We start from the raw sequence: 26,193 nt of genomic DNA on the forward strand, positions 1-26,193 counted from the left end.
CTCGATTTTTAAGTACTTGAACCCAATCCATTTAATGAAGTGGCTCGGCTTATGCACAGTCCACAAGTAATGCGCGGCTATTTTGCCCGCATTATATGGACAACTGATATGAACAGCATAAGGACAGGCACGGTAATCGGGCTTCTTTTGGGAGCCTTTTCCTGGGCGAACGCCGCCCCCCTTCTAACCGTTAGCGCCGAGGGCGCAACTGCTGCGGGCAATGCCCGGGCAAGCTTCCTGGCTTCGCTTCAAGCTGGCCATCTTACTGAGGGTTTTGAAGATAACACTCGCTTTTCGGTGGGCAGTCAGTCAATCACGATAAACTCCGCTGCAGGAGTCGGTTCCTTCACAAGCGTGTTGGCCGGATCTGGTGGCCGTTGCGACAGTTCCGGTTTCAACTGCAATAAGGGGCTCGCCGTTCTGAATCATGGTGCAACCCCCTTCGGTGGTCGTTTTTCAACCTCTCCTGAGAACTGGCTGGACAGCATGGACGCGAGAATACTGAACATCGCGCCAACCGCTGGCTACAACGCTTTGGGGTTTTACATGACCGACCCTAACGATGCAGGTGGCCGTTTCTCTATCGAAGTGGATGGTTACATGTTTGGCGATATCTTTGGCTCTGCCCTGGGTAACGGCAAAGTGTTCTACCTGTCATTGTTCGATGCGCAAGGCCTTGGAGATATTTCCATCTTCTCTAACAACCGCAACGACGGTTTTGGCCTGGACGACGTCACGGTAGGAGTTATTGCCGTCCCGGAGCCAGGCACCCTGGCGCTGTTCGCGCTTGGACTACTTGGTCTTGCCCTGTCTCGCAGTCGCAAAAAATCGTGAACGAGGGGGTAAACTGTAACCGATAACTCTGGAGCGCCCGGGTTGTTAGCGCCATTCAGCCGCTCAGCTGATTAGCGCACTGCCCGCTTTGCTCCAGCTCGGTCAGGTTTCCCAAGGTGGTCTGGGCGATGCTTTCGAGGGCATTGCGGGTGAAGAATGCCTGGTGGCCGGTAATCACCACATTCGGGAAGGTCAGCAGGCGGGCGAAAACATCGTCCTTCAACACCAGATTGGAAAGGTCTTCAAAAAACAGGTCACCCTCTTCCTCATAGACATCCAGCCCGAGGTAGCCAACCTGACCGGATTTGAGGCCGTCGATGATGGCGCCGGTGTCCACGATGGCGCCCCGGCTGGTGTTTATCACCATCACACCTTGCTTCATTTTGGCCACAGCTTCGGCATCGATCAGGTGATGGGTTTCGGGGGTCAACGGGCAATGCAAGGTAACAATGTCCGCATCCCTGAACAACGCATCAAGCTCGACGTACTCGGCACCCAGCTGCCCGGCTTCGCGGTTAGGGTGGAGGTCGTAACACAACACATTGCAGCCAAACCCGCGCATGATGCGCACCACCTCCACGCCAATCTGGCCGGTGCCGACAACCCCCACCGTCCGGCCGTGAAGATCGAAACCCAGTAACCCGTCGAGGGCGAAATTGCCGTCGCGCACCCGGTGGTAGGCCCGGTGAATCTGGCGGTTGAGGGTCATGATCAGGGCAACCGTATGTTCAGCGACCGCATAGGGTGAGTAGGCGGGCACACGCACCACATCAACGCCCAGCCGCTGGGCGGCCTTGAGATCTACGTTGTTGAAACCGGCACACCGCAGAGCCACTACGCGGGTACCACCCTCAGACAGTTTCTCCAGAACAGTCGCATCCACCTGGTCATTCACAAACACGCAAACAGCTTCAAAACCGTGAGCGAGGGCAGCGGTGGCGTGGTTCAGTCGGGCTTCCAGAAAGACCAGCTCATGCGGGTGGGCTTTCTGGTTCGCCTGTTGAAAAAACTTCTCGTCGTAAGGCTTGGTGCTGAAAACAGCCACTTTCATGGGTGCTGGCCTTGTGCGGAGGTAAGGCCCGACCGGGCAGGGCCGGGATGCTCGATGTGTTGCAATAACGTTATTGAAACCCGTTCATCCCGCATAGATCAACCACAGATCGTTACCCCCATGAAAGCGGCCCGGATTTACCACTCCAACTGCGCGCCCGTCTGATACTCAATCACCCGGGTTTCAAAGAAGTTCTTCTCCTTGCGCAAGGTGGCCTGTTCGTCCAGCCAGGGCGAGACGTTCTTCGCGCCGGGGAACGGCTCTTCCAGGCCCACCGTGCGGGCACGGCGGTTGGCCACGAAGCGGAACTGCTCGCTGTGATACTCAGCAGAGTAACCGAGTATTGGATCCCGCAGGATGTAGTCCGCATAGGCTCTCTCGGCAGCTTCGGATTCGTCCCACATCTCACGCACGGCTTTCGGGTCGAAGGTGATGTTCTCCTCTTCCACGATCTGGTTGACCACCTTCAGGCCGAAGGAGAAATGCATGGCCTCGTCCCGCAGGATGTACTGCAGCTGCTCGCCGGTACCGCGCATCAATCCCCGGCGCTGGAGAGCGAAGATGGGGCTGAAGCCGTTGTAGAACCAGGTGCCTTCGAACACCGCCGCGAAGAACAGGTAGGACATGATGAATTCCTGCAGGTCGTCCTTGTTGCGCAGGTTCATGTCCGGGCGCATGGCCGCATCCAGTCGTCGGTTGGCAATCTGGATCTTGCCGTTGATGGCGGGCACCACGCGGTAACGGTTGTAGATCTCGCTCTGGTCCAGGTTGAGGGTTTCGATGCAGTGCTGGTAGGCCCAGGTGTGCATGGCTTCTTCGTAAACCTGTCGGGCCTGGTAGATCTGCAGCTCCGGCGCGCTCATCTTTTCCATCACCGCCAGGCCGATGTTGCGCATGGCCAGGATGTCCGACGTGGTGAGGTAAGCCAGCACGTTCTCATAGACGTGCTTTTCTGGCGCTGTCAGCCGGTGGTGATAGTCATGAACGTCCTGGGCCATGTTCACGTCCAGGGGGGTCCAGTGGTTTTTGTTGGCGTTCATGAAGTACTCCCAGGCCCAGGGGTACTTGAAGGGCGCCAGCTGGTTGATGTCGGTCTCGCCGTTGATGACGCGTTTGTCGTCGACGTTGACCGGAGCCGGGCCTTCTCTATTTGTCGGCTTGGTTTGAGTGGTTGGTTCGTCGTCCCAATTGAGCATTTTCTTACCTCTACATTCGGTTCATCGTAGGTCGGATTAGCGGAGCGTAATCCGACTTTGTTCCTGAACTCTGGCTTGGTTGTCGGATTACGCTCCGCTAATCCGACCTACATTTACCGCGGCGTTATTGGCAGGCTTCGCAGTCCGGGTCATCGATGCTGCATACCTGGGGCTGGGGCGCTGCAACCGGGGCGGTCTTTTCGGCGCCGGTGGCGCCCAGTGAGCGCAGGTAATAAGTGGTTTTCAGGCCACGTTCCCAGGCCAGTTGGTACAAGGCGTCCAGCTTCTTGCCGCTGGGCTCGGCCATATAAAGGTTTAGGCTCTGGGCCTGGTCGAGCCATTTCTGGCGTCGGGCGGCGGCTTCCACCAGCCATCTCGCATCGATCTCGAAGGCGGTGGCGTAGCGGGCTTTCAGTACCGCCGGGATGCGGTCGATCTGTTGCACCGAACCGTCGAAGTATTTGAGGTCGTTCACCATCACGTTGTCCCACAGGCCTTCGGCCTTAAGGTCGCGGACCAGGGAGGGATTGACCACGGTGAACTCGCCGGAGAGGTTCGATTTCACGAACAGGTTCTGGTAAGCCGGTTCGATAGACTGGGACACGCCCACGATGTTGGAGATGGTGGCCGTCGGAGCAATGGCCATGACGTTGCTGTTGCGCATGCCGTTTTTGGCGATCAGTTCACGTAAAGGCGACCAGTCCAGCCGGGCGCTGGTGTTCACGGACAGGTCCCCCTCCCTGCGGTTTTCCTTCAGCAGGTTGATGGAGTCGATGGGCAAAATGCCCTGCTGCCACAGTGAGCCCTCGTAGCTCTCGTAGGCGCCCCTTTCTCCCGCCAGCGTGGCCGAGGCGCGGATGGCAAAGTAGCTCAGCTGTTCCATGGCAACATCGGCAAACTCTACCGCTTCGGGGCTGGAATACGGCAGGCCCAGTTGGTAGAGCGCATCCTGGAAACCCATGAGGCCAAGACCGACCGGGCGATGCTTGACGTTGGAATTGCGGGCCTGGGGCACAGCGTAGTAGTTGATGTCGATAACGTTATCGAGCATGCGCACAGCGGTGTTCACGGTTTTTTCGAGGCGCTGCACATCCAGCTCGCCATTGGCGATATGAGCCGCAAGGTTCACGGAACCGAGGTTGCACACGGCAATTTCATCGGCGCTGGTGTTCAGGGTGATTTCCGTGCACAGGTTGGAGCTGTGTACCACGCCCCGGTGCTGCTGGGGAGAGCGCAGGTTGCACGGGTCCTTGAAGGTGATCCAGGGGTGGCCGGTTTCGAACAGCACGGTAAGCATCTTGCGCCAGAGCTGCTTGGCCGGGATTTTCTTGAACAGCTTGATCCTGCCCTGCTCGGCCAGCGCTTCGTAATGCTCGTAACGTTCACGGAAGGCGTTGCCGTAGAGGTCGTGCAGATCCGGTGCATCGCTGGGGGAGAACAGGGTCCAGTCGCGGTCCTCGCGCATGCGTTCGATCAACAGGTCCGGCACCCAGTTGGCGGTGTTCATGTCGTGGGTGCGGCGGCGTTCGTCGCCAGTGTTCTTACGCAGTTCCAGGAACTCTTCGATATCCAGGTGCCAGCTTTCCAGATAGGCACACACCGCGCCCTTGCGCTTGCCGCCCTGGTTCACCGCCACGGCGGTGTCGTTCACCACTTTCAGGAACGGCACCACACCCTGGCTCTGGCCATTGGTGCCCTTGATGTGGGAGCCGAGCGCACGTACCGGGGTCCAGTCGTTGCCCAGGCCGCCAGCCCATTTTGACAGCATGGCGTTGTCGCGAATGGCACCGTAGATATCTTCCAGATCGTCGCCAACCGTCGTCAGGTAACAGGACGACAGCTGGGAATGGCGGGTACCGCTGTTGAACAGCGTGGGTGTGGAGGCCATATAGTCGAACGACGACAACAGGTTGTAGAACTCGATGGCGCGGGCATTGGGGTCGTCCTCGCGCAGGGCCAGGCCCATGGCGACGCGCATGAAGAAAACCTGGGGCAGCTCAAGGCGGGCCTTGTTCCAGTGCAGGAAGTAGCGGTCGTACAGGGTTTGCAGGCCCAGGAAGCCGAATTGCAGGTCACGCTCCGGTTTCAGTGCCGCGCCAAGGCGCTCCAGATCAAAAGCGGCAAGGGCTTCATCCAGCAGCTCATAACGAATACCCGCTTCAATGAAGGCTGCCAGGGCCTGAGGGTAGATCTCCGCCAGCGGCAGACTGATGGGCAGGTCCAGAGCAGCAGCATTCTCCAGCCGAAGCTGTTCCAGGAGCAGCCGTGCAGTCACTGCGCTGTAGTCCGGCTCCCGCTCAATCCGGCTGCGGGCAGTCATGATCAATGCCGACAGCACGTCTTCCTCGGCAATGCCGTCGTAAAGGTTGGTCAGGGCATCGTCCACCAGGGAATCCCCGTCAATGCCCTCCAGCCCGGTGGCGGCCTGTTCCACCTGCAGCTTCATCAGACCCAGGTCCAGCGGGGCGATCTCGCCGCTGGTCTTTTTCACGGTCAGGTGCGGGTGGGCCTCCACCGGGGCATGGCGGGCACGCTCGCGAGCATGCTCTTCCCGGTAAAGCACATAGGCGCGGGCCACCTTCTGCTCCTCAGCCCGCATCAGGGCCAGTTCCACCTGATCCTGAATGTCTTCGATATGCACCTTGCCTCCGGCTTTCAGGCGCCGGCCGATGGCGTGGATAACCTGGTCGGTGACCCGGTGTACGGCATCATTGATCCGGGCGGAGCCGGCAGCCTTGTCACCCTCAACAGCCAGGAACGCTTTGGTCACGGCAATGCTGATCTTCGAGGGGTCGAAGCCGACAAGGGTGCCGTTGCGTTTGATGACCTGAAGGGCTTGGGTATCGGTGTGGGAGGTTGGCCGGGGTTCGGCCAGGGCTGAGGCGGACATGTGTGTTCTCCTGAATACGCGTTGAATTCCTTTCACCATCGCGTAGGCAGAGAATCGGAGCACCACCGTAGGTCGGATTAGCGAAGCGTAATCCGACGAAAGCGGTCTGGCGTAGACAGGGGTGTCGGATTACGCATTCGCTAATCCGACCTACGAGTCTGGCCTGAGTCCGGTCTGCTCACCTTGAAACGCGAAGGTGCAGTTGTTTCCCTGGCAGGTCTTCGGACTCAGGGGCGTGAATCGTTCGATTCGGCCTCGCTCGGCGACTTCCCGGTTTTCACCAGTGTCGTAATGCCGTGCTTGTTCCCCAATACCGCTGCGCGTCAGTTCCGGATTCTCACCGGATTCCCGATACCAGAATGCGTATTGTGATCACGCGTTAACCGGGTTGGTTACGCACTGATCACTACATCTGGTACTTGACCAAGGATAAAAACACTATATACGGGTAGCTTTTACAGGACAAGGCACTTTCGGGTAAAACATCTGTCTGCAACGGAAACACCCTGACAGAGGAACGGCACGATGGAGAAGGTCGGATATCGAAGAATCTGGGGCCCGCTCCTCATTTCTTTAACGCTCTCTGCTCCCGTCGCTTCACAAGAGGCAACATTGACGCCTTTCTCCCAGATGCAGTCTCTCAGTGACGGCTGGGAGCCCCTGGAATTTCCCAAGATTGATCAGCTCACCCGCTATGAGCTGGAAACGGAGGATGGGCAACAGGTCGTCCGTGCCACCACCGAAGGCGGAGCATCAGGCCTGATCGCCCGGGTCAATCTGGAACCGTCAGACTCGTTGGTGCTGCAATGGCGCTGGAAGGTCTCAAACGTCTTTGAAAAGGGCGACGCACGTGAAAAGTCCGGGGATGATTACCCTGCCAGAATCTATGTCGCTTTTGAATTCCAGCCTGAGAAGGCCGGCTTTTTTGAACGCGCAAAACGCAAAACGGTTGAAGTATTATTCGGCGAGTCCCTGCCCGGCAATGCCCTGAACTACATCTGGGCCAATACTCTGCCGGAAGGGGAGTTCGTGCCCAATCCTTACACCGAGAAAACGGTGATGGTCGCCGTCAATTCCGGGCCGGATCAGGTCGGCGAATGGGTCACGGTGGAACGGGATATCATGGCCGACTATCGAAAGGCCTTTGGCGAAGAGCCACCGCCGGTGGTGGGCATTGCAATCATGTCGGACTCGGATAACACCGGTGAGAAGGCCACAGCCTGGTACGGCGATATCCGGTTACGCCCCTGAACAAGCCTCGCTCTTTCGTAAAGCCAATCAGCGCAGCTCTTCAGGGTAACCAGGTATCATATAACCGTCGGTAATTTCCCGCACAGGCGGTACCTCGCCCTTTTCCACAAGGCGCAGATAGGCATCGTCGAATTCATCCCGCAACAGTGCAGCCCGCGGATGGGCAAGCGAAAATACCCAGGCCAGGTTTCGGGTGCGCACGTCCGACTCCCGAATCATGCGATCTTCCCGGTCGGTGAGAATTTCCCGGACAGGTTGGCGATAATCCAACAGGTAATCACCCCGTTTACGGGTCAGCATATCAACCGCAGAACGGTGATTCGGCGCTTCCGTAACCCGGATGTCACTGTCGGCTTCAAGCCACGGAAGCAGGCCCGCATAAGTATAGCCGCCAATCACAATCACCCGTTTGCCCCGCAACTGCTCAAGGTTGGTCAGGGCCGGCGTTCCATCAAGGTACCAGGCACTGAGATTTACCGCAGAGGGGCTGACCCAGGTTTCGAGAACATTACCCTGAAGGCTAGGGACCTCAGTGACTCCGGGCCAGACATCGATCGCGCCATTACCCAGGTAGAGATAAACGCGACTGACCGGTAAATAGAGAAATTCAGGCTCATAGCCAGCCTCAGCCGCAATTTTGCGGGTCAACTCGATAAAGCTGCCGGCCGGTGTTCCATCGGCCTCCTGATAGGTAACAGGCGGAAACTCCAGGTAGGCGACACGCAGTGTTTTTCTATCCGTCCCTTCCTGGGCCGATACCGCAAAGGCTGAAACAGCGAGCATCAAGAAGATGAAAAACCGGCCAGTCAGTGACTGCCGGTTCATCAGTGCGAAGAGAGGACAAAAAGTGCAGCAACTGTACATGGAATCCGTTTTTTAAGATCTGTTTAAGCAAAGACTAACAGACCCGGAAAAATCTGCACTGACACCGCCCGCAAAAAACATGACAGATTGTCAAATATAGTTAATTACCATGTACAGACCAACGCCACCCATCACCAGCATGTAGGGAAACGCCATAATCACCATCTTGCCGTATGAAAGCCGAACCAGTGGCGCTATGGCAGACGTCAGCAGGAACAGGAATGCCGCCTGGCCGTTTGGCGTCGCCACACTCGGCAGGTTGGTCCCGGTATTGATGGCCACCGCCAGCTTCTGGAAGTGTTCATAGCTGATAGCGCCGGCATCCAGGGCCTGCTTCACTTCGCTGATATACACAGTAGCCACGAACACGTTATCACTGATCATGGAGAGCACCCCGTTGGCAATGAAGAACATGCCCGGCTGGCGCGCCTCCGGAAGAGACAGCACGTAGTCAATAACCGGCTTGAACAGATGCTGTTCGTGGATAACCGCTACCACTGCGAAGAACACCACGAGCAGTGAGGTAAAGGGCAGGGATTCCTGAAAGGCCTTGCCAATCTGGTGCTCGTCGGTGACACCGGTGAATGAGGTAATCAGAATGATCACCAGCAAACCAATCAGACCCACCTCGGCCAGGTGGAAAGCCAGGCCCACCACCAGGATTGCGGCAGCGAAGGCCTGCACCCAGAGTGCCGCCTGATCCGCCTTGGTGCGTTTGGCCCGCTCGTTTTCGGCAAACTCCTCGAGCACACGGCGCACCGGTTTGGGCAGACGGCCGCCGTATCCGAACCAGCGCAGCTTCTCCAGAGCCCAACAGGTGCAGAGCCCCGCCGCCAGCACCGGCACGCTCACCGGTGCCATGTGCAGGAAGAAACCGGCAAAATCCCAGCCCACCACCTTGGCAATCAGAAGATTCTGCGGCTCGCCCACCATGGTGGCCACACCACCCAATGCGGTACCGATAGCACCGTGCATCAACAGGCTGCGCAAGAAGGCCCGAAAGTTTTCCAGATCTTCCCGGTGCAGCTCTATCACCTCGTCATCACTGCCGGTGTTGTGATCCTTGTGCTGATAACCCTTACCAGAGGCCACCTTGTGGTAAACCGAGTAGAAACCCACCGCTACGCTGATGATCACAGCGGTAACGGTCAGGGCATCCAGGAACGCCGAAAGAACGGCGGCTGCACTGCAGAAAAGCAGGGATAGGGCCGACTTGGAGCGTACACCCACCAGAATCTGGGTAAAAGTCACCAGCAGCAGCTCTTTCATAAAGTAGATGCCTGCCACCATGAACATCAGCAGCAGGATAACCGGGAAGTTGGTGAGCACTTCCAGATAGACCGCGTCCGGCGTGGTCAGGCCGATCAGCAACGCCTCCACCGCCAGCAGCCCTCCCGGCAGGAGCGGGTAGCACTTCAACGCCATCGCCAGGGTGAAAATAAACTCGGCAATCAGCAGCCAGCCGGCCGTTCCCGGCCCCAGGGTCCACATGACAATCGGGTTGGCGATAAGAAACAGCAGGATGACCTGCTTGTACCAGACGGGCGCCTTGCCAAGGAAATTGTGGGTAAAGCCGGAAATGACGGTATTGGGCATTACGGAAATCTTCTGAGAAAACGGGTTATTGGAATTGTGTGGCAGACGGCCCGAATCTTCCTTGATATTTATGTACCGGGGTATGGTCCAAAGGTACGTTTCCAGACCTTATTTGGTCGTAATAACAAAAAGAAGGCGAGATCGGATCGGCCACTACGAGATTTTTTCGTAATATTACTTAACTGGAATCACCAGAGCGACCGTATTTTAACCGATTTGCGACGCAATGCGGCCACTCGTTGAAAAAATAATAAAGCGCTAATGATCTGATCGTTTTGATCAGACGCTTCGGGAAGGCAGGACCGTGAAATAAAACGCTTGTCTCCAGATTGCACAAGAGAACCAACCCATGAATCAGTTCTGGCGCCGTTCCTCAAGCCAGACCGAAAGCGCTTCCGCACTCATCGGTTTGCCAAAAAAGTACCCTTGAATGCTGTCGACCCGCTGTTCTGCCAGAAACCTGAACTGGGCCTCTGTCTCCACACCTTCGGCCAGTACTTTGATATTCAGACTGTGGCCGAGAGCCAGAACGGCGCGAAGAATAGCTACATCAAAGGTGCCTTCGGGCAACCCGTCCACAAACGCTTTGTCCAGTTTGAAACAAGTCACGGGCAAATGCTTCAGATGCGCCAGAGACGAGTAACCGGTTCCAAAATCGTCGATCGACAACTGCACGCCGATCTGCCGAAGTTGGTTCAGCAGGGTCAGTACCTGCTCATTGCGTTCAAGAACACCCTCGGTTATTTCAAGTTCCAGCGCATCGGCGGGCACCTGATACCGCAGAAGCAACTCTTTGACTCGATCAACGAATCCCGTAACCAACTGCTGCGGAGCGATATTCACCGCCACTCTCGGTATTTCCTGGCTGTGGGTCCGCCATTGCGCCATCTGCTCCAGCGCGCATGTGAGAACCCAATCCCCAAGCAACTCAATCAGTCCGCACTCCTCCGCCAGCGATATGAATTCACAGGGGGGTACCAGGCCTTTTCGGGGGTGGTTCCAGCGCACCAGTGCCTCAACGCCGATCAAGGCACCGGTCTGACTGTTTACCTGGGGCTGGTAATACAGCTGCAACTCGCTTTTCCTGATAGCGCGTCGCAACTCACTCTCGATTTCAAACCTTCGGTGGACCCGCTCGGCAAGAGCCGGTGCGAACAGTTCAACGCTGCCCGGACCGCACTCCTTAGCTCTGAACAACGCCGTATCCGCTGCCTGAATCAGTGCTTTCGTGTCAGCGGCATCTTCAGGGTAAAAGCTGATTCCTGCACAGGCTGAGGGAATCACCTCATGATCCGGCAGCAGGAAAGGCTTTGAGAGATTGGCCAACAGGTCCTGTAACACAGGAGCAATGGACTCCTTGTCGTCGACCGATTCCAGAAGCAGCAGAAACTCGTCAGACCCCCATCGGAACAGCGTTCCATTTTCTGGCTGTTTTTCAACCAGCCGGTTGGCCATCGATTTCAGGAACCGGTCACCACTATCGTGGCCTTGCGAATCATTGAGCAATTTAAAACTGTCAATATCCAGAAGCACCACCGCAAGGCCACCGCCGTGCTCTTGCGCCGTTGAGATGCTCTGGTGAATCCTCTCCAAACAGAACTGCCGGTTCGGCAGACCGGTCAGGGAATCGTAGTGTCTCGCAAAGCGCAGACTTTCCTCGGCCTCTCGGGCCTGTGAATTATCAGAAAAAACACCGATGTAGTTCCGTACCCCACCGTTGTCCTCATGCACTGCCGAGATTCTGCCCAGGAAGGGGAAGACTTCACCGGTCTTACGGCGGTTCCAGATCTCACCCTCCCAACGCCCTCTTGTTTTCAGACAGCGCCATAACTCCTGGTAAAAACTCGGCGTATGAATACCTGATTTAAGGAACGACGGGTTCTGCCCAATGGCCTCTGCTTCCTGGTAGCCCGAGATCTCGCAGAAGGCTCGGTTTACCGAGATTATTCGATTATCCGGGCCTGTGATGACCACCGCCTCGGACGTCTGATCAAGTGCCCTATCCCTTGTCAGCGCGTTTCTCAGATGCAGGTCCTCAAGCGCCATCTGGTAGTTGTGGCGCTGAGTGATGTCGTTCACGGTCAAAATAACAGCTGGAAGCTCACCCTCAGCAGCGGGTGTGCACTCAACCTCTCCCCAGACACACCGGCCATCGTCATGGACAAACTTAACCATCAGCCTGTCGGCAACACCAGTCGATGGCAGGCCCGTAAGCAATTGTCTGAAATGATTTGCGTCATCGTTGTCGAGCAGCGTCGCAAACTCGATGCCTTCCAGGCCGGCTGGTTCGCGACCCAGAATCCGTTCGCTGGCAGCAGAGGTGTAGCGAATACATCCCCGAGCATCCAGGCGCATGATCATGGTCGTAGACAGTTCAACCAGATTCCGGAATTGTTCGCCCTGCTCAAGCAGTGATTTCTGATTGACCTGTTGTATGAAGGCATTCGCCAGGTCGCCAGCCAGCTCTATCTGCAGAGAAGTCCAGGGCGCCGATCTGTTGTCGTATATCTGAGTCCAGCTATCAAAAGATCTTCTTGGCGAAATCCGGAAGCCTTCTTCCGTTCTGCTGATTTCCTTGTGCGGCTCTCCGGCCCACTGTTGGCTATAAGTCATACACCCGCGGCACCACAACAGGTAATGATCCAGCGTGTGATTCAAAGGAGCCAGCATGATGCCGCAGGCCTTGTCGGCGTAGTCCTTCGCTTCCGGAAACAGGGAGGGCAGATCCTCGGTATGAAACACCTGTGTCGGCTGCCACTGTCTCAATTCAGACTCAAGCCGTTCAATCTGCTCATGGGAGGGGGCCTCACCAAAGCGATACCGGTTGCCGTTATCGACTGCCACGAGCCCCGTGGCACCAACTATCGCCATCAGCTCACCGGCATGACTGGCAGACAGACCTTCCAGGCTGTTGATGGTCGTGTTGAATAACAGCCGGTTAACTCTATCCTTCAGCTTTTTCTCTTCGTGATGTTTCAAGTCCGAGAGCTTGATCGAGATAGTTTTACCGATCAGCTCGTAAAGCTCGCGTTCGCGCAGGGTCACGTGCTTCGGGCTCTTGTGATGGCAGGCCAGCATTCCCCACAGACTGCCATTCTGAATCAGTGAAATGGTCAGTGTGGCTGAAACCCCCATGTTACCCAGATACTCAAGGTGAACCGGAGACAGGGACCGATAGGCTGAATAGGTCAGATCGAGCTTACCTGCAGCCGTACCCGAATCCTCGCCCCGAACCTGGACCGAAGGCGCTTTTACATCCGCAATCACTCGGGTGAGATTTCGGGTGTAAAGGGCCCTGGCCTGGGCCGGAATGTCAGAGGCAGGAAACCGGTGCCCCAGGTAACTTCGTGTCAGCTCGGAGCGACTCTCGGCGATCACCTCACCGTCCCAGTTGCTGTCGAACTGATACATCATCACCCGGTCATAACCCGTCGCCAGGCGTACGAGTTCCGTCACCTTACCGGTGTACTTTTGCAGATCCTGTTCGGAATCGAGCTGCCAGAGAAGGTCCCGCGCGGGAACAAACATCTGGCTGAAGAGCTCGCTCTGATCCGAGACCACAGTTTCGATTTCTACCAGCCAATAAGGCGCATTAAAAGAAACCGCCGCATCGTGCACCAAGACACGGCCCGCAGTCTCGATATCCACTTTGATGACGGCAGAAGATCGCCAATCACCCAGCCCACCCAGGGTACGGATTGACGCTATCGTTGAGGCCCTGACGTAGTCAGCAAACGGTCGACCCAACAACGTCCGCCAGGGCTCTGAAAACAGGGTGCCCGCATTGTCGCTGCAGTATCGAATGACAAAGTCACTATCCAGCGCCAACAGAACACCATGGGGCTGAACCGAGCCAACCTGGTGAATGGCCTCTTTTTCACAGTTCTCCAGTGCCTGTTGGAGAATGCTGTCCCGATCAGACTGGCCGAAGCCATCAAACCCGGCCATCGATGTGCGCCTCAAACCGTGCAAAGAGCTGCTGAGAGAAACGGCAGGCCAGATCAAGCTCGTCCGGCGTCCGTAATGATCGGTCCCCATAATCAAGGAACTCTGCCCAATACCGGCCCGTTTGTTCCCCATAACCGTTAAAAAACCGGCCACCGTTGGTGGCATCAAGGCCCAGAGTAGTCCCGAGCCGATTGCTGATGACCTGCCCTCCCAGAGTAGAACCCTCCAGCGGGTATAACATACCGACCAGTTCTGCTTCGTTGCGGGGTCGCCTGAAGTCTGGTCCGTTACGGAAGCAGCCATTTGCCACTGGCTTGAAACCCAGGCAGCTCAGATCCTGGGCCAACCAGTCCGTTTTATACCTTGCGCCGTATTCGAACGTGCTCATCCCTTCACTAATGCACTCACGTATGACCGCTTCTGCTGCGTTGTAGAAACACCAGTAGCGTTCGAGAATCAGCGTATAAGTCGAGAGATCCAAAGCCGGGCGGGTCAACTGGCTTAGAAGCGGATGTCGGTTCAACCGAACATGGACACCATGAGTTGCCGATCGCAACTGCTCGTGGAAAGGTGGGCGCTTTGCTGCCGAAACCATTGTTGAAATCCAACCTGACAGATTCTGCTACTCCCGAGAATAGCGCCAGTGAATGTTGATGTCATGATGTTCAAGACCCCAAAACTGCCCAACCCGTCGCCAGTTATGACGTACATCAAAAAGGTTGCAGGCCGCACGGAATATAAAGAACAAGTGACTTGATCGATATCAGCCTTAATGGGTATATGTCGTAAATTTATACGTAGTAGAATTTCGCTGACTCAATCACATGGCCACTGCATGAAGCTCCACATTCGCCGGGTAATCCGGACTGTATCCATCGTCTTTGTCATGGTCACCATGCTGGGCTTTGATGTTGAGGCTCAAGAAAAGCGGCTCGCTTATCTGGTTTCGGACCTGCGCATCCCGTTCTGGAGCATCATGGCCCGGGGCATTACCCATAAGGCCGATCAACTGGGATACCAGGTTCTGGTGTACAGTGCCGAAAACGTAGCCAGAAACGAACTGGCATATACTATTTCGGCCATCGAGGAGGGCGTCGATGGCATCCTGATCTCCCCCACCAACTCTTCCGCCGCCGCAACAATTCTCAAGCTGGCGGAGCGGGCAAACATTCCGGTTGTCATCTCGGATATCGGGGCCAAGGCTGACAACTATGTCAGCTACATCGAATCCGATAATTTTCAGGGCGCTTATGATCTGGGCAAAATGCTGGCCCAAGCCCTGCACAATAACGGCTGGATGAAGGGCAGCGTTGGTATCATTGCGATTCCCCAGAAGCGGGCCAACGGCAAAGCCCGAACCGAAGGGTTCCTCCAGGCTTTGGAAGAACACGGCGTCAAGTCGGCCGGTCTGTACCAGCAATCTGATTTTTCCTATCGCGAGACCTACGAGTTTACCCGCCGCTTGATCGAAGATAACCCGACACTCAGAGCGGTCTGGCTGCAGGGTTCTGACCGTTATCAGGGGGCGCTGGATGCCATTTCCGAGGCTGGTAAGTCCGGTGAAATCCTGTTGATCTGTTTCGACGCAGAACCCGAGTTTGTCAACATGATCGACCAGGGAACGCTGGTGGGTGCCGGTATGCAGCAGCCCTTCCTGATGGGCGAGAAAGCCGTTGAAACCATGCACCGGCACCTGGCAGGACAGACCGTCGACAAACTACAGCAACTCCCGGTGCTGACCGTGTCTGAGGACAACCTGCAGCAGTTGCTTCCGGTTATCCACCGCAACGTTCTCGGCAAACTGCCCGAAGGTAACTAGACACTATGGCAGCAACCAACCAAGGCGGCCCCTCTCTGCTGACACGTACTACCCTGATCGTGGTTGCAGTCATACTGGTGGTGTTTGCCTTTCATGCCCTCTATGTCTATACCTCCGAGCGCTCGGAAATCATTGACGACATTGAGCTGGATGTTGCAGAAAGCCTGAAACGACTGAGCAAAAGCCTTGGGCCTTTCATTGAATCCTATGCAGTCAATGAATACGAAAGCCTGGTCACCACGGAGGCAGCGCTCAAACGCCACTTTGCCGTTATCGTTGAAGACTTCGAAATGGGCGAGATTCTCGGGCAGCCCTATTATCTCTTCGGCCAGCTCCGGCAGGGCGATGGCCAGTACGTGGATGTTCAGGCACGGGACACTTCTGTAACCGAACAGCTCGACCAGGCGTTCTACGCTGGCAGCGCCCCGATCATAGGCTCGTCGGGTAAGGTGTTGGGGGAAGTCTGGGTTTACGCCTCTGACGATATTCTGGTCAAGAAGCTGGATAGGGCCCTATTGGAGGAGCTTTTCACGGTTCTTGTTCTTGCGGGTATTCTATCTCTGCTACTGACCGCTGTTCTGAGACGCTATTTCTTCAATTCGATTCTCGGCATTGATGCTGCCCTCAAGAACAGTGATCAGGAGGGTATTCCAAAGGCGCCAGTGCCATCCTTTCGTTACCGGGAATTGGCGGTGCTGAGCAATGGCATCAATACCATGCTGGATTCGATCAAAGGATCCCGGGAAAACCTGAAAATCGAACGGCGCAGGCTCCGAAACACAATCATCGGCACCCGATCCGGCATCTGGGAGTGGAATGTCCAGACCGGGGAAACCGTGTTTAACGAGCGCTGGGCGGAGATTCTCGGCTATTCGCTTGAAGAGCTGGCTCCCATCTCTATTGAAACCTGGATGACGCTGGCGCATCCCGAAGACCTGCAGCGCAGCTCAGAATTGCTCGACAAACACTTTCGTGGTGAGCTGGATTATTACGAGTGCGAAGCCCGGATGCGCCACAAAAACGGGCACTGGGTCTGGATACTCGATCGCGGGAGCGTTCAATCCTGGGACGAGCATGGTCGGCCACTGGTGATGTATGGCACACATCAGGACATTACCGAACGAAAACAGGCCGAAGCCAGCCTTTCAATGGCTGCCGGCGTGTTCCGTCACGCACGGGAGGGCATTGTGCTGACGAGTGCCGGGGGCATCATTCTTGATGTGAACTCGGCCTTTTGCACGCTCACCGGTTATGCCAGAAGTGAGGCCGTGGATCAGAACTATGAGTTCATGCTGGCATCGGACCACCACAACCAGGATTTTCGAAAACAGGTATTGTCCTCTCTCGAGAACGAAGGGGTATGGAGTGGCGAGTGCTGGATTCCATGTCGTAACGGATCGGTATTTCCAACCCTGATGACCATTGCCGCGGTTTCTAACAACGACAACGCGATAGAACACTACGTTACCCTGTTCGCGGATATCTCTCATCTGAAACAGAACGAAGAACAGTTGCGCCAGATTGCCCACTACGACGCCCTGACCGGATTGCCCAACCGCCTCCTGTTGAGTGAGCGACTGCGCCACGCGGTATCGACAACGAGACGCCACGGCGATGTTCTGGCGGTGGTGTTTATGGATCTTGACGGCTTCAAGGCGATCAACGATACCTACGGGCATGCCTCCGGTGACGAACTGCTGATTGTCCTGGCCCGCAGGATGCAAACCACCCTGAGAGAATGCGATACCGTCGCCCGCCTTGGCGGCGACGAATTCGTGGTGCTTTTGCCCGAGCTATCCTCAGGCACCGACTGCAAACCCATCCTGACCCGGCTACTGGCAGCCCTGTCTGCGCCAGTCGATCTGGCCGGGCACTCGGTTCATGTATCCGCCAGCCTGGGTGTTACCCTGTACCCCCAGGCTCAGGATATTGATGCCGATATACTCTTGCGCCAGGCCGACATAGCCATGTACCAAGCCAAACAGCGGGGCAAGAATCAGGTCCGGTTCTTCAATGGCATGGACGGGAGTGCTTTCAACTCCAGGCTGGTACCCCCGGCCTCTTCCGACCAATCGGAGAAACAACTCGATTAGCCACAGGTCCGGGTATTGCAAAAGAGCTGACCTGGCCTCGCGAAAGAAGCCCTTCGGCACCGTCGCTGCCCGTGCCGTTGAGCTCATTCCGGTCCAGAACCAGAGTATCCCGCGTCCCTGCGCCAGGAGGATAATGTAATCAAAAACGGTAAGTAACCGAACCTGTCACTTCACGGCGTGTGCCGTATGTACCAGAACTGTCGAAGGCCGTCGCCACGTATTTCTCGTCCAGCAGGTTCTGGGCATGCAGGCCCAGCGATACCTGGCCAATGTCGTAGGTAATAGCAGCATCCACCAGGGTTACATCCGGTACTTCCAGGGCAGAATTATCCGCGTTGAATGCCGCGCCAAAACTCTCGCCGATATAACGCACGCCGGCGCCCAGCCCCAGGCCATGCAACACGCCGCCCCGGAAACTGTATTTACCCCATAGCGCTGCTTCATGCTCCGGGGTGTATTCCAGAGGTTCGCCCTCTTCCACCGGGTTGCTGGTTTTGGTGATCTCGGCATCGGTGTAGGTATAGCTGGCAACCACACCCAGCGCCTGGAACAGACGAGTGCGGGCTTCCATCTCCAACCCTCGTGAGTTGGCCTCGCCACGCTGCTCATCCAGGAAGGTCGTTGGATTGCTGGTCAGGTAGTCTTCCCGGGTGAGGTCAAACCAGGCCAGCGTTACCAGAGTATCCGGATCCGGCTGGTACTTCACGCCCGCCTCGTACTGATGCGCGGTTTCGGGCTCGAACGGATTGCCTGCTGCATCGGTGCCTGTGGTGGGGAGAAACGACTCCATGTAGCTCAGATAGGGCGCAAAGCCATTCGCGAGCTGGTAGCTGACACCGGCACGCCCCGTAAAGGCTTCGTCGTCCCGGGTGGCTGTGGCACCGGTGAGATTATTGAGTGTCTCGGAACGGGCCACGTCATACCGGCCGCCAAGGGAAACCGTCCAACGGTCTACTCGGATCTGATCCTGCAGATAAACGCCGGTCTGCTTGAGTTGGCCGTTCTCGTCTTTAAACACTGGGGCATCGGGGACAGGCGCGCCATAAACAGGATCATAGATATCCAGGTTACTGGCGGCTCCGAAGAACTGCCGCGATGACACGTCAATATCCTGATGATCCAGACCAACCAATACCGTGTGTTCTGCCGCACCCGTCTGAGCACTCAACTCCACCTGGTTATCCATGACCAGCCCGTCAATGCGACCGAAACTGTCAAAGCGGGACCGGCTAATGGTTCTCTGATCCGCCAGCAAACCGGTGGTGTAGATGGTCTGGTCGTCGACATCGTTGCGGTAGTCCCGGACATTCTGGCGCAGCACCACCCGGTCATTAATGCGGTGTTCAAACTCATAGCCTACGGCGCTCTCGCGACGCTCGTAGGCGTCGTACCCCGGCTCGCCGGTAAACCGGTTGTCAGGAATCGGACCATTCGGGTTTGGCTCAAGAGTCCCCTGCAACGGGTAGCGCTGGGAGGGCTGGGTGTCGTCATACTGCCAGTGCGCCAGTACCGTCAGTCGGGTGGCGTCCGTGGGTTGCCAGGTCAGGCTGGGGGCCAGGTACTTCCGGTCGTCATTGACGAAATCCACCTGGGTTTCGCTGTCGCGAACCAGGCCCACCAGGCGAACGGCCAGGGTATCGCTGTCATTCACCGCCCCACTGATATCAAACTGGCCCTGGACCAGATCGTTGGTACCCGCCTCAACGCGCACTTCTCGACGAGTGTCGAACGTAGGTCGCTTGGACACATAGTTCACCAACCCGCCCGGGCCCGCCTGTCCGTAGAGTACGGACGAGGGTCCCTTGAGCACATCAATGCGCTCGGCACCATAGGGCGCAAGGCTGTAACCGGCCGCGAAGCCGGGGTTGGCCAGTTTCAGGTTGTCACGGAACAAGCCGCTGGTGGCCACGTCGAAGCCACGTATTCTCAGAAAAGTGGTGCGCGGTTCAAAACCAAAAGTCTCACCACGGGCACCGGCTGTATAACGCAGAACCTCGCCCAGGTTGGCCGCGTTCTGGTCCTGGATCTGATCCGCTGTGACCGTTGAAATGGACTGGGGTGTTTCAACCACGCTGGTGGTTGTTTTTGTGCCAGTGACGGTAGCCTGTGCGCTATAGCCATCACTCGGTCCAGTACCGCTCGGCTCGGCGGCATCTGCAGAGACTTCGATGGCATCCAGCTCGGTAATGGTCGCTTCCTGCGCGTACAACATCGGGCTTGCCAGAACCCCGGCTATGGCCACCGCGAGGCCTGAGGGGAGAAAGGACTGGCGGTTATCACGGGACGAATTCATTAATCAGCTCCAAACAACGCGCTTTACAAGCTTAAATGTAATGCGAAATATTGTTGTTTAGATCCGAGATTTGGTATTCAGGAAGACAAAAAATCTATGCGGAGTGCTATTTTTAGTGGCCGACCGTGCACTGTCGGGGAGAAAATCCGAATTCCCGGCGAAACGCCGTCGAAAAATTGGTCGCGTGAGTGTACCCCAGCTTGTTTGCACTCTGCTCGACACTGAAGCCTTGCTCCAGATAGTGTTTTGCCAACCGAAGACGGCATTTTCTGCGATAGTCGAAGACCGGAACGCCATACATCGCCCGAAATTTCGCTCGCAGGCCGCTTGGGCTCATAGCCGCCATATCGGCAAGGTCCTTCAGGGTGTGATGATGGTCCGGAGTGAACTCGAGGTGCTGTCTCACCAGCTCAAGGCGCTGACGTTGCTGGACCGGAACCACCGGAACATGGGGAGATTCATGCTCTTCGCCTCCCAGCCCCAATCCGGCAAGCTGCAGTGCGAGGCCTTCCAACACCAGATCTTTCTGAACGCCCGTCATGGTAAGGCCCGCGTAGGTCTGTAACAGCTCCTTGAGCGCGACAGGCACGTCCCATTTACGCAGGGGAACCCGAGGGAGCGTGGTCAGGCCGTGTAAGCTGGGTGAGACATGGCCCAAGCTTGCGCCCCTTGGATCGAAAGCAAGCGCCACAATTTCCAGATGTTTTTGCGCTGGCTGGTAGGCCTGTAATGGGTAGTCCGGATGCAGCTGCATGCTGACGGCCGTACCCGGCGTCAGTACGTGTTCGACAGAACCGAGGGTAAGTTCGACAGTGCCATCGAGTACGATCAGCGCCAGCAACGGCGCGTGACCACAAGAAACGGATTCATAGGCCTCAAGCACTTGAAGAGAGGAAAAGGTAAACCGGAAACCCGATGCCAGGCTGTGCTCGGTAACCTCCCCCCGGGCAACAATATGGTCATCAGCGCTGGTGTCGCCCTGGATGGCCGGGAACCGAAATTCAATGTCGTAAAGTTGCCCGAAGCGTTCGAAATCTGCCCGACTGAATGTGTGCAAACGTTCCGCTCCGAGCCTGTGTTCACCCAGTTTTGGAACTATTCCACCGTCACACTTTTAGCCAAATTCCGCGGCTGGTCCACATCGGTACCCTTGAGCACAGCTACATGATAGGACAGCAGCTGTAGCGGAACGGTGTACACAATTGGCGCCGTAATCGGATGCACGGACGGAATCTGCATCACGTGAATGCCCTCTTCCGGCTTCACGTCGGCCTTTTTATCAGCGAAGACAAACAGCTCGCCGCCGCGGGCACGGACCTCTTCGAGGTTGGACTTGAGCTTCTCAACCAGGTCGTTGTTGGGCGCTACCGTGACCACGGGCATTTCGCTGTCGACCAGGGCCAGGGGACCATGCTTGAGCTCACCGGCCGGATAGGCCTCGGCGTGGATGTAGGAGATTTCCTTGAGCTTGAGGGCACCTTCGAGGGCCACCGGGAACTGGGATCCACGGCCCAGGAACAGGCTGTGGTTCTTGTCCATGAACGCCTTGGACATCTCGGCAATCTCGCCATCCAGGGCCAGCACATCACTGACCTGGCCTGGCAGCAGATGAATGGCCTCCACGATTTCCGCTTCCTGCTCCTCAGGCAACCCGTTGTGACGGGCCAGGGCCAGGGTGAAAATCAGCAGCGCGGTCAGCTGCGTGGTGAAGGCCTTGGTGGAAGCTACGCCGATTTCCGGCCCCGCCTGGGTCATGATCACCAGGTCGGATTCCCGCACCAGGGAACTGCCCGGCACGTTACAGATGGCCAGCGCCGCCCGGAAACCGGCTTTCTTGGCCTGGCGCAGGGCCGCCAGGGTATCGGCGGTTTCGCCGGACTGTGAAATACACAGGAACAGGGTATCCTGCTGGATCACGTGTTTGCGGTAGCGGAACTCAGAAGCCACTTCCACCGAGCAGGCAACACCGGCCAGCTCCTCGATCCAGTAACGGGCGACCATACCGGCGTGGTAACTGGTGCCGCAGGCAATGATCTGGACGTGACGAACGTTCTCAAGCAGATTTGCTGCCTCGGTACCCAGAGCCTGTTCCAGCACCCGGGTTTTGGTGACCCGGCCTTCCATGGTGGCCTTGATCACTTTGGGTTGCTCGTAGATTTCCTTGAGCATGAAGTGGCGGTATTCGCCCTTGTCAGCAGAATCCGCGCCGTGCTCGAAGCGGGTAACCTCCCGCTCCGCCGGCTGGCCCTCCCGATCAAGAATGGTGATGCCTTCCTTGCGGATATCGGCAATGTCCCCTTCCTCCAGGAACATGAATCGGTCGGTGACCGGCAGCAGGGCAAGCTGATCGGAAGCAATGAAGTTCTCGCCGATACCCACGCCGATAACCAACGGGCTGCCCTCCCGGCACACCACCAGGTGATCCGGCTCATCCGCGTGAATCACGGCCAGGGCATAGGCACCACGCAGCCGGCCGATGGCGGCACGAACCGAGTCATGAAGGTTTCCGAGGGCCCGGTAATTCTTTTCGATCAGATGCGCGACCACTTCGGTATCGGTTTGAGACGTGAACTCAAAACCCTCGGCCCGCAGTTCTTCACGAAGTTCCTGATAGTTCTCGATGATGCCATTGTGGACGATGGCCAGGCGCTCGCCCGACATGTGCGGGTGGGCATTGATCTGGGACGGCTCGCCGTGGGTCGCCCAGCGGGTGTGGGCAATGCCCAGATGACCCGCCAGGGGGTTGGCCTTCATGGCGTCTGCCAGTGACGCGACTTTGCCCACTTCCCGTGCACGCTGAACGCTGTGGTCACCACCAATCACGGCCATACCGGCCGAGTCATACCCTCGATACTCCAGACGGCGCAGACCCTCAAGAAGGATGCCCTGAACGTCCCTTTCCGAAACCGCGCCTACAATTCCACACATGCTGCTCTACCTGTCTGTTGATCGATTTAATCAGTTTTTCTTCGGCTTTTCCCAGCCGGAGATATTGCGCTGTCGGCCACGGGCCACTGCCAACTCATTTTCGGCCACATCACGGGTGATGGTGGAGCCAGCGCCGATGGTGGCCTCTGCCTCAATAGTAACAGGGGCAACCAGTGAGGTGTTGGAGCCGACAAACACGCCATCGCCAATCACTGTCCGGTATTTGTTCACACCATCATAATTACAGGTGATGGTTCCTGCACCCACATTCACATTACGGCCCAGCGTGGCATCGCCGACGTAGCTCAGGTGGTTGATCTTGCTGCCCTCGCCGACGATGGCCTTTTTAGTTTCCACAAAGTTGCCGACCTTGGTATTCGCCGCCAGCTCTGTACCGGGACGGATACGGGCAAAGGGGCCGATCTGGGCGTTGGCGCCAATCGTTGCACTTTCAATGACACTGTTGGCCTTGATTTCAGTGCCATCGGCGATGGAAGCATCCTTGATGACACAACCCGGGCCAATGGACACATTGCTGCCCAGACTGACCTTACCCTCGAATACCACGTTCACGTCGATCCAGAGATCGTTGCCAATGCTGAGATCGCCACGGACATCAACCCGGGCAGGATCCGCAAGCGTCGCCCCTTCCGTCATCAGTCGGTCAGCCTGCTGACGTTGGAACCAGCGTTCCAGTTCCGCCAGTTGCAAACGATTGTTAACCCCCTGCACTTCGTAGGGATTCTCCGGCTGGGATACCGAAACACGCAGGCCCTGCGCCACCGCCATGGCAATAATGTCGGTGAGGTAGTACTCGCCCTGGGCGTTGCTGTTGGAGAGCGTCGGTAACCAGCTTTTCAGGTGTTTTGCTGACACCGCCAGTATGCCTGTGTTCACCTCACGAATCGTTTGCTGCTCTGTGGAAGCGTCTTTCTGCTCGACAATGGACTGCACGTCGCCTTCGGCATTCCGGACAATTCGGCCGTATCCCTGGGGGTTGTCCATGGTTACCGTCAACAGACCAAGAGTGTTGTCATCCAGCGTACCGACAAGACTTTCCAGGGTTTCGTGGCGAGTCAGGGGGACATCGCCATAGAGCACAAGAACCCTCGCATCAGCGGGAAGATCCGGCAGTGCCTGGGCAACCGCGTGACCGGTCCCCAGCTGTTCGCTCTGGGTGACCCAGTTTACCGAAGCTTCATCAGTGGCTTCCCGGACCTTGTCAGCCCCATGCCCAATCACCGTGTGGATTTTTTTAGCGCCAAGCTGTTTGGCGGTGGCTATCACATGATGCAGCATCGGACGGCCGGCAATCGGATGCAGCACCTTCGGCAGTGCGGATTTCATTCTGGACCCCTGGCCGGCGGCCAGGATGACAACGTGTAGCGGGCTCATCTGAGGTCTACCCCTGTTAGTGAACGGGTATCAATTCCAAAAAACAAAAACCGCGCCCCGATCAGCCGGCAAGGTTGTTGATATGCAACAAACCCTGCTGGCCTTTTCAGGATGCGGTCTTGTTTCGGGCAAGATCCAGAAACCGAAAAACGCTTCTATCGAAGGTTTTTACGCAGCTTCTGCAAGGTGCGCAACTGGGCCGCGGCTTCCGCCAGCTCCACAGCAGCACGTGAGTACTCGAACTCGCCTGTTTTGTTTGCCAGTGCCTTCTCGGCTTCCTTCTGCGCTTCCAGTGCCGCAGCCTCGTCCACATCCTTTGCACGGACAGCGGTGTCAGCCATCAGGGTGATGATGTTCGGCTGTACTTCCAGATACCCACCGGAAACATACAGGACCTCTTCATCGCCACCCTGTTTGACGATCCGCACCGCGCCGGGTTTCAGCGCGGTCAGCAGCGGAGCGTGGCCAAACTGGATGCCCATCTCACCTTCAGTCCCGGTAGCAGTCAGTACTTCCACCAGGCCGGAGAAGATCTTTTCTTCGGCACTTACGACGTCACAGTGTACGGTCATAACCATTTCTTACGCCTCTTGCGTCAGAAAGTGAAGGTTGCTTATTTGCTTTCCTTCGCTTTCATTGCCTTAGCCTTCTCGATAGCTTCGTCGATGCCACCACACATATAGAAGGCCTGCTCCGGCATATCGTCGTAATCACCGTTCAGGATGCCTTCGAAGCTGGCGATTGTCTCTTTGAGAGAGACATACTTACCGGGAGAACCGGTAAATACTTCCGCTACGTGGAAGGGCTGGGACAGGAAACGCTCGATCTTACGGGCGCGTGATACGGTCAGCTTGTCGTCTTCAGACAGCTCGTCCATACCCAGAATCGCGATGATGTCCTTCAGTTCTTTGTAGCGCTGCAGAACGTTCTGAACACCACGGGCAACATTGTAGTGCTGCTCGCCGATCACCAGCGGATCCAGCTGACGGGAAGTGGAGTCAAGCGGATCGATCGCCGGGTAGATACCCTTGGAAGCGATGTCACGGCTCAGTACCACGGTCGCGTCGAGGTGCGAGAATGTTGTCGCCGGAGACGGGTCAGTCAAGTCATCCGCCGGTACGTATACCGCCTGGATAGAGGTGATGGAACCGTTCTTGGTGGAGGTAATACGCTCCTGCAGCTCACCCATTTCCTGGGCCAGGGTCGGCTGGTAACCTACCGCTGACGGCATACGGCCAAGCAGTGCGGATACCTCGGTACCGGCCAGGGTGTAACGGTAGATGTTGTCGACGAACAACAGTACGTCACGGCCTTCGTCACGGAACTTCTCGGCCATGGTCAGGCCGGTCAGGGCAACACGCAGACGGTTTCCAGGGGGCTCGTTCATCTGGCCGTACACCATGGCAACCTTATCGAGAACGTTGGACTCCTTCATTTCATAGTAGAAGTCGTTACCTTCCCGGGTCCGCTCACCAACACCCGCGAATACGGAGAGACCGGAGTGCTCTTTCGCGATGTTGTTGATCAGTTCCATCATGTTTACGGTCTTGCCAACACCGGCACCACCGAACAGACCAACCTTACCACCCTTGGCGAACGGGCAGATCAGGTCGATTACCTTGATGCCGGTTTCCAGCAGGTCGGCTGACGCTGACTGGTCGGCATAGCCCGGTGCTTTACGGTGAATGGCCCAGCGCTCGTCTTCGCCGATGTCGCCCTGTTCGTCGATCGGACGACCCAGAACGTCCATGATACGGCCAAGAGTCTTGGTACCAACCGGCACAGAAATAGGCTTGCCGGTATTTTCTGCTTTCAGGCCACGCTTGAGGCCTTCGGTGCTACCCATGGCGATGGTACGTACAATGCCGTCGCCCAGCTGCTGCTGGACTTCCAGAGTTGTCTCACCACCTTCAAGCAGCAGTGCGTCATAAACGCCTGGCACGGAGTCACGTGGAAATTCCACGTCGATAACCGCGCCAATGATCTGAACGATGTGTCCGCTACTCATGCTCGGTTCCTCGTTATCTTGATAGTC

General features: G+C 56.8%; 17 protein-coding genes and 1 riboswitch. Of the genes, 4 read left to right on the top strand and 13 right to left on the bottom strand.

The features are described 5' to 3' along the window. The first annotated feature begins 108 nt into the window (after positions 1-108). On the top strand, positions 109-834 hold the full coding sequence (locus ACESMK_RS00925; RefSeq protein ID WP_372994353.1) for a PEP-CTERM sorting domain-containing protein: 726 nt from the start codon (positions 109-111) through the stop codon (positions 832-834). A 55-nt stretch (positions 835-889) separates the two neighbouring features. On the opposite strand, the gene ACESMK_RS00930 is transcribed toward ACESMK_RS00925, so the two are convergent. The 3 genes from ACESMK_RS00930 to ACESMK_RS00940 all read right to left on the bottom strand — a co-directional run bounded on the left by ACESMK_RS00930 (position 890) and on the right by ACESMK_RS00940 (position 5,971). Beyond that, positions 890-1,885 carry a 2-hydroxyacid dehydrogenase gene (locus tag ACESMK_RS00930; RefSeq protein ID WP_372994355.1) on the bottom strand — a complete coding sequence of 332 codons (996 nt, stop codon included), beginning with the start codon at positions 1,883-1,885 and terminating at the stop codon, positions 890-892. 137 nt (positions 1,886-2,022) lie between these two features. Beyond that, positions 2,023-3,081 carry a ribonucleotide-diphosphate reductase subunit beta gene (locus ACESMK_RS00935; protein WP_372994357.1) on the bottom strand — a complete coding sequence of 353 codons (1,059 nt, stop codon included), beginning with the start codon at positions 3,079-3,081 and terminating at the stop codon, positions 2,023-2,025. A gap of 124 nt (positions 3,082-3,205) precedes the next feature. Beyond that, positions 3,206-5,971 (bottom strand): ribonucleoside-diphosphate reductase subunit alpha, encoded by a 2,766-nt coding sequence (locus ACESMK_RS00940; protein ID WP_372994359.1) that lies wholly within the window; start codon positions 5,969-5,971, stop codon positions 3,206-3,208. A 194-nt stretch (positions 5,972-6,165) separates the two neighbouring features. Then, positions 6,166-6,374, bottom strand: a riboswitch (cobalamin riboswitch). Positions 6,375-6,496: 122 nt separating this feature from the next. On the opposite strand from ACESMK_RS00940, the gene ACESMK_RS00945 reads away from it, so the two are divergent. After that, positions 6,497-7,222: a DUF3047 domain-containing protein gene (locus ACESMK_RS00945; RefSeq protein WP_372994361.1), complete on the top strand. Its 726-nt coding sequence runs from the start codon at positions 6,497-6,499 to the stop codon at positions 7,220-7,222. 27 nt (positions 7,223-7,249) lie between these two features. Here ACESMK_RS00945 and ACESMK_RS00950 read toward each other — a convergent pair whose 3' ends face one another. The 4 genes from ACESMK_RS00950 to ACESMK_RS00965 form a co-directional block, all read right to left on the bottom strand. Continuing rightward, positions 7,250-8,005, bottom strand: coding sequence for a substrate-binding periplasmic protein (locus ACESMK_RS00950; protein WP_372994363.1), 756 nt, complete (start codon positions 8,003-8,005; stop codon positions 7,250-7,252). 171 nt (positions 8,006-8,176) lie between these two features. Continuing rightward, entirely contained in the window at positions 8,177-9,682 is a 1,506-nt protein-coding gene (gene nhaB / locus ACESMK_RS00955) for a sodium/proton antiporter NhaB (protein ID WP_372994365.1), read from the bottom strand. Positions 9,683-10,036: 354 nt separating this feature from the next. Beyond that, a complete protein-coding gene (locus ACESMK_RS00960; RefSeq protein ID WP_372994367.1) occupies positions 10,037-13,630 on the bottom strand; it encodes an EAL domain-containing protein in 3,594 nt (1,197 codons plus the stop codon). Continuing rightward, positions 13,617-14,225: a biliverdin-producing heme oxygenase gene (locus ACESMK_RS00965; RefSeq protein ID WP_372994369.1), complete on the bottom strand. Its 609-nt coding sequence runs from the start codon at positions 14,223-14,225 to the stop codon at positions 13,617-13,619. Before ACESMK_RS00965 ends, ACESMK_RS00960 begins: the two co-directional genes overlap by 14 nt. A gap of 240 nt (positions 14,226-14,465) precedes the next feature. On the opposite strand from ACESMK_RS00965, the gene ACESMK_RS00970 reads away from it, so the two are divergent. After that, positions 14,466-15,449 carry a substrate-binding domain-containing protein gene (locus ACESMK_RS00970; protein ID WP_372994371.1) on the top strand — a complete coding sequence of 328 codons (984 nt, stop codon included), beginning with the start codon at positions 14,466-14,468 and terminating at the stop codon, positions 15,447-15,449. Between the two features lie 5 nt (positions 15,450-15,454). Then, a complete protein-coding gene (locus ACESMK_RS00975; RefSeq protein WP_372994373.1) occupies positions 15,455-17,542 on the top strand; it encodes a diguanylate cyclase domain-containing protein in 2,088 nt (695 codons plus the stop codon). A 139-nt stretch (positions 17,543-17,681) separates the two neighbouring features. Here ACESMK_RS00975 and ACESMK_RS00980 read toward each other — a convergent pair whose 3' ends face one another. From ACESMK_RS00980 to atpD, 6 genes are all read right to left on the bottom strand, one after another. Further along, positions 17,682-19,835, bottom strand: coding sequence for a TonB-dependent siderophore receptor (locus ACESMK_RS00980; protein ID WP_372994375.1), 2,154 nt, complete (start codon positions 19,833-19,835; stop codon positions 17,682-17,684). 112 nt (positions 19,836-19,947) lie between these two features. Beyond that, on the bottom strand, positions 19,948-20,892 hold the full coding sequence (locus ACESMK_RS00985) for a helix-turn-helix transcriptional regulator (protein ID WP_372994377.1): 945 nt from the start codon (positions 20,890-20,892) through the stop codon (positions 19,948-19,950). A 38-nt stretch (positions 20,893-20,930) separates the two neighbouring features. Beyond that, positions 20,931-22,763 carry a glutamine--fructose-6-phosphate transaminase (isomerizing) gene (glmS, locus tag ACESMK_RS00990; RefSeq protein ID WP_372994379.1) on the bottom strand — a complete coding sequence of 611 codons (1,833 nt, stop codon included), beginning with the start codon at positions 22,761-22,763 and terminating at the stop codon, positions 20,931-20,933. Between the two features lie 30 nt (positions 22,764-22,793). Next, positions 22,794-24,158, bottom strand: a complete 1,365-nt coding sequence (glmU, locus tag ACESMK_RS00995) for a bifunctional UDP-N-acetylglucosamine diphosphorylase/glucosamine-1-phosphate N-acetyltransferase GlmU (RefSeq protein WP_372994381.1) — start codon at positions 24,156-24,158, stop codon at positions 22,794-22,796. A 155-nt stretch (positions 24,159-24,313) separates the two neighbouring features. After that, a complete protein-coding gene (locus ACESMK_RS01000) occupies positions 24,314-24,736 on the bottom strand; it encodes a F0F1 ATP synthase subunit epsilon (protein ID WP_372994383.1) in 423 nt (140 codons plus the stop codon). Positions 24,737-24,771: 35 nt separating this feature from the next. Further along, the gene (gene atpD, locus ACESMK_RS01005) at positions 24,772-26,166 is read right to left on the bottom strand and encodes a F0F1 ATP synthase subunit beta (RefSeq protein WP_372994385.1); all 1,395 of its coding nucleotides are present in this window, start codon (positions 26,164-26,166) and stop codon (positions 24,772-24,774) included. Between the last annotated feature and the right edge of the window lie 27 nt (positions 26,167-26,193).

This window comes from Marinobacter sp., assembly GCF_041687235.1.
Classification (GTDB): Bacteria; Pseudomonadota; Gammaproteobacteria; order Pseudomonadales; family Oleiphilaceae; genus Marinobacter.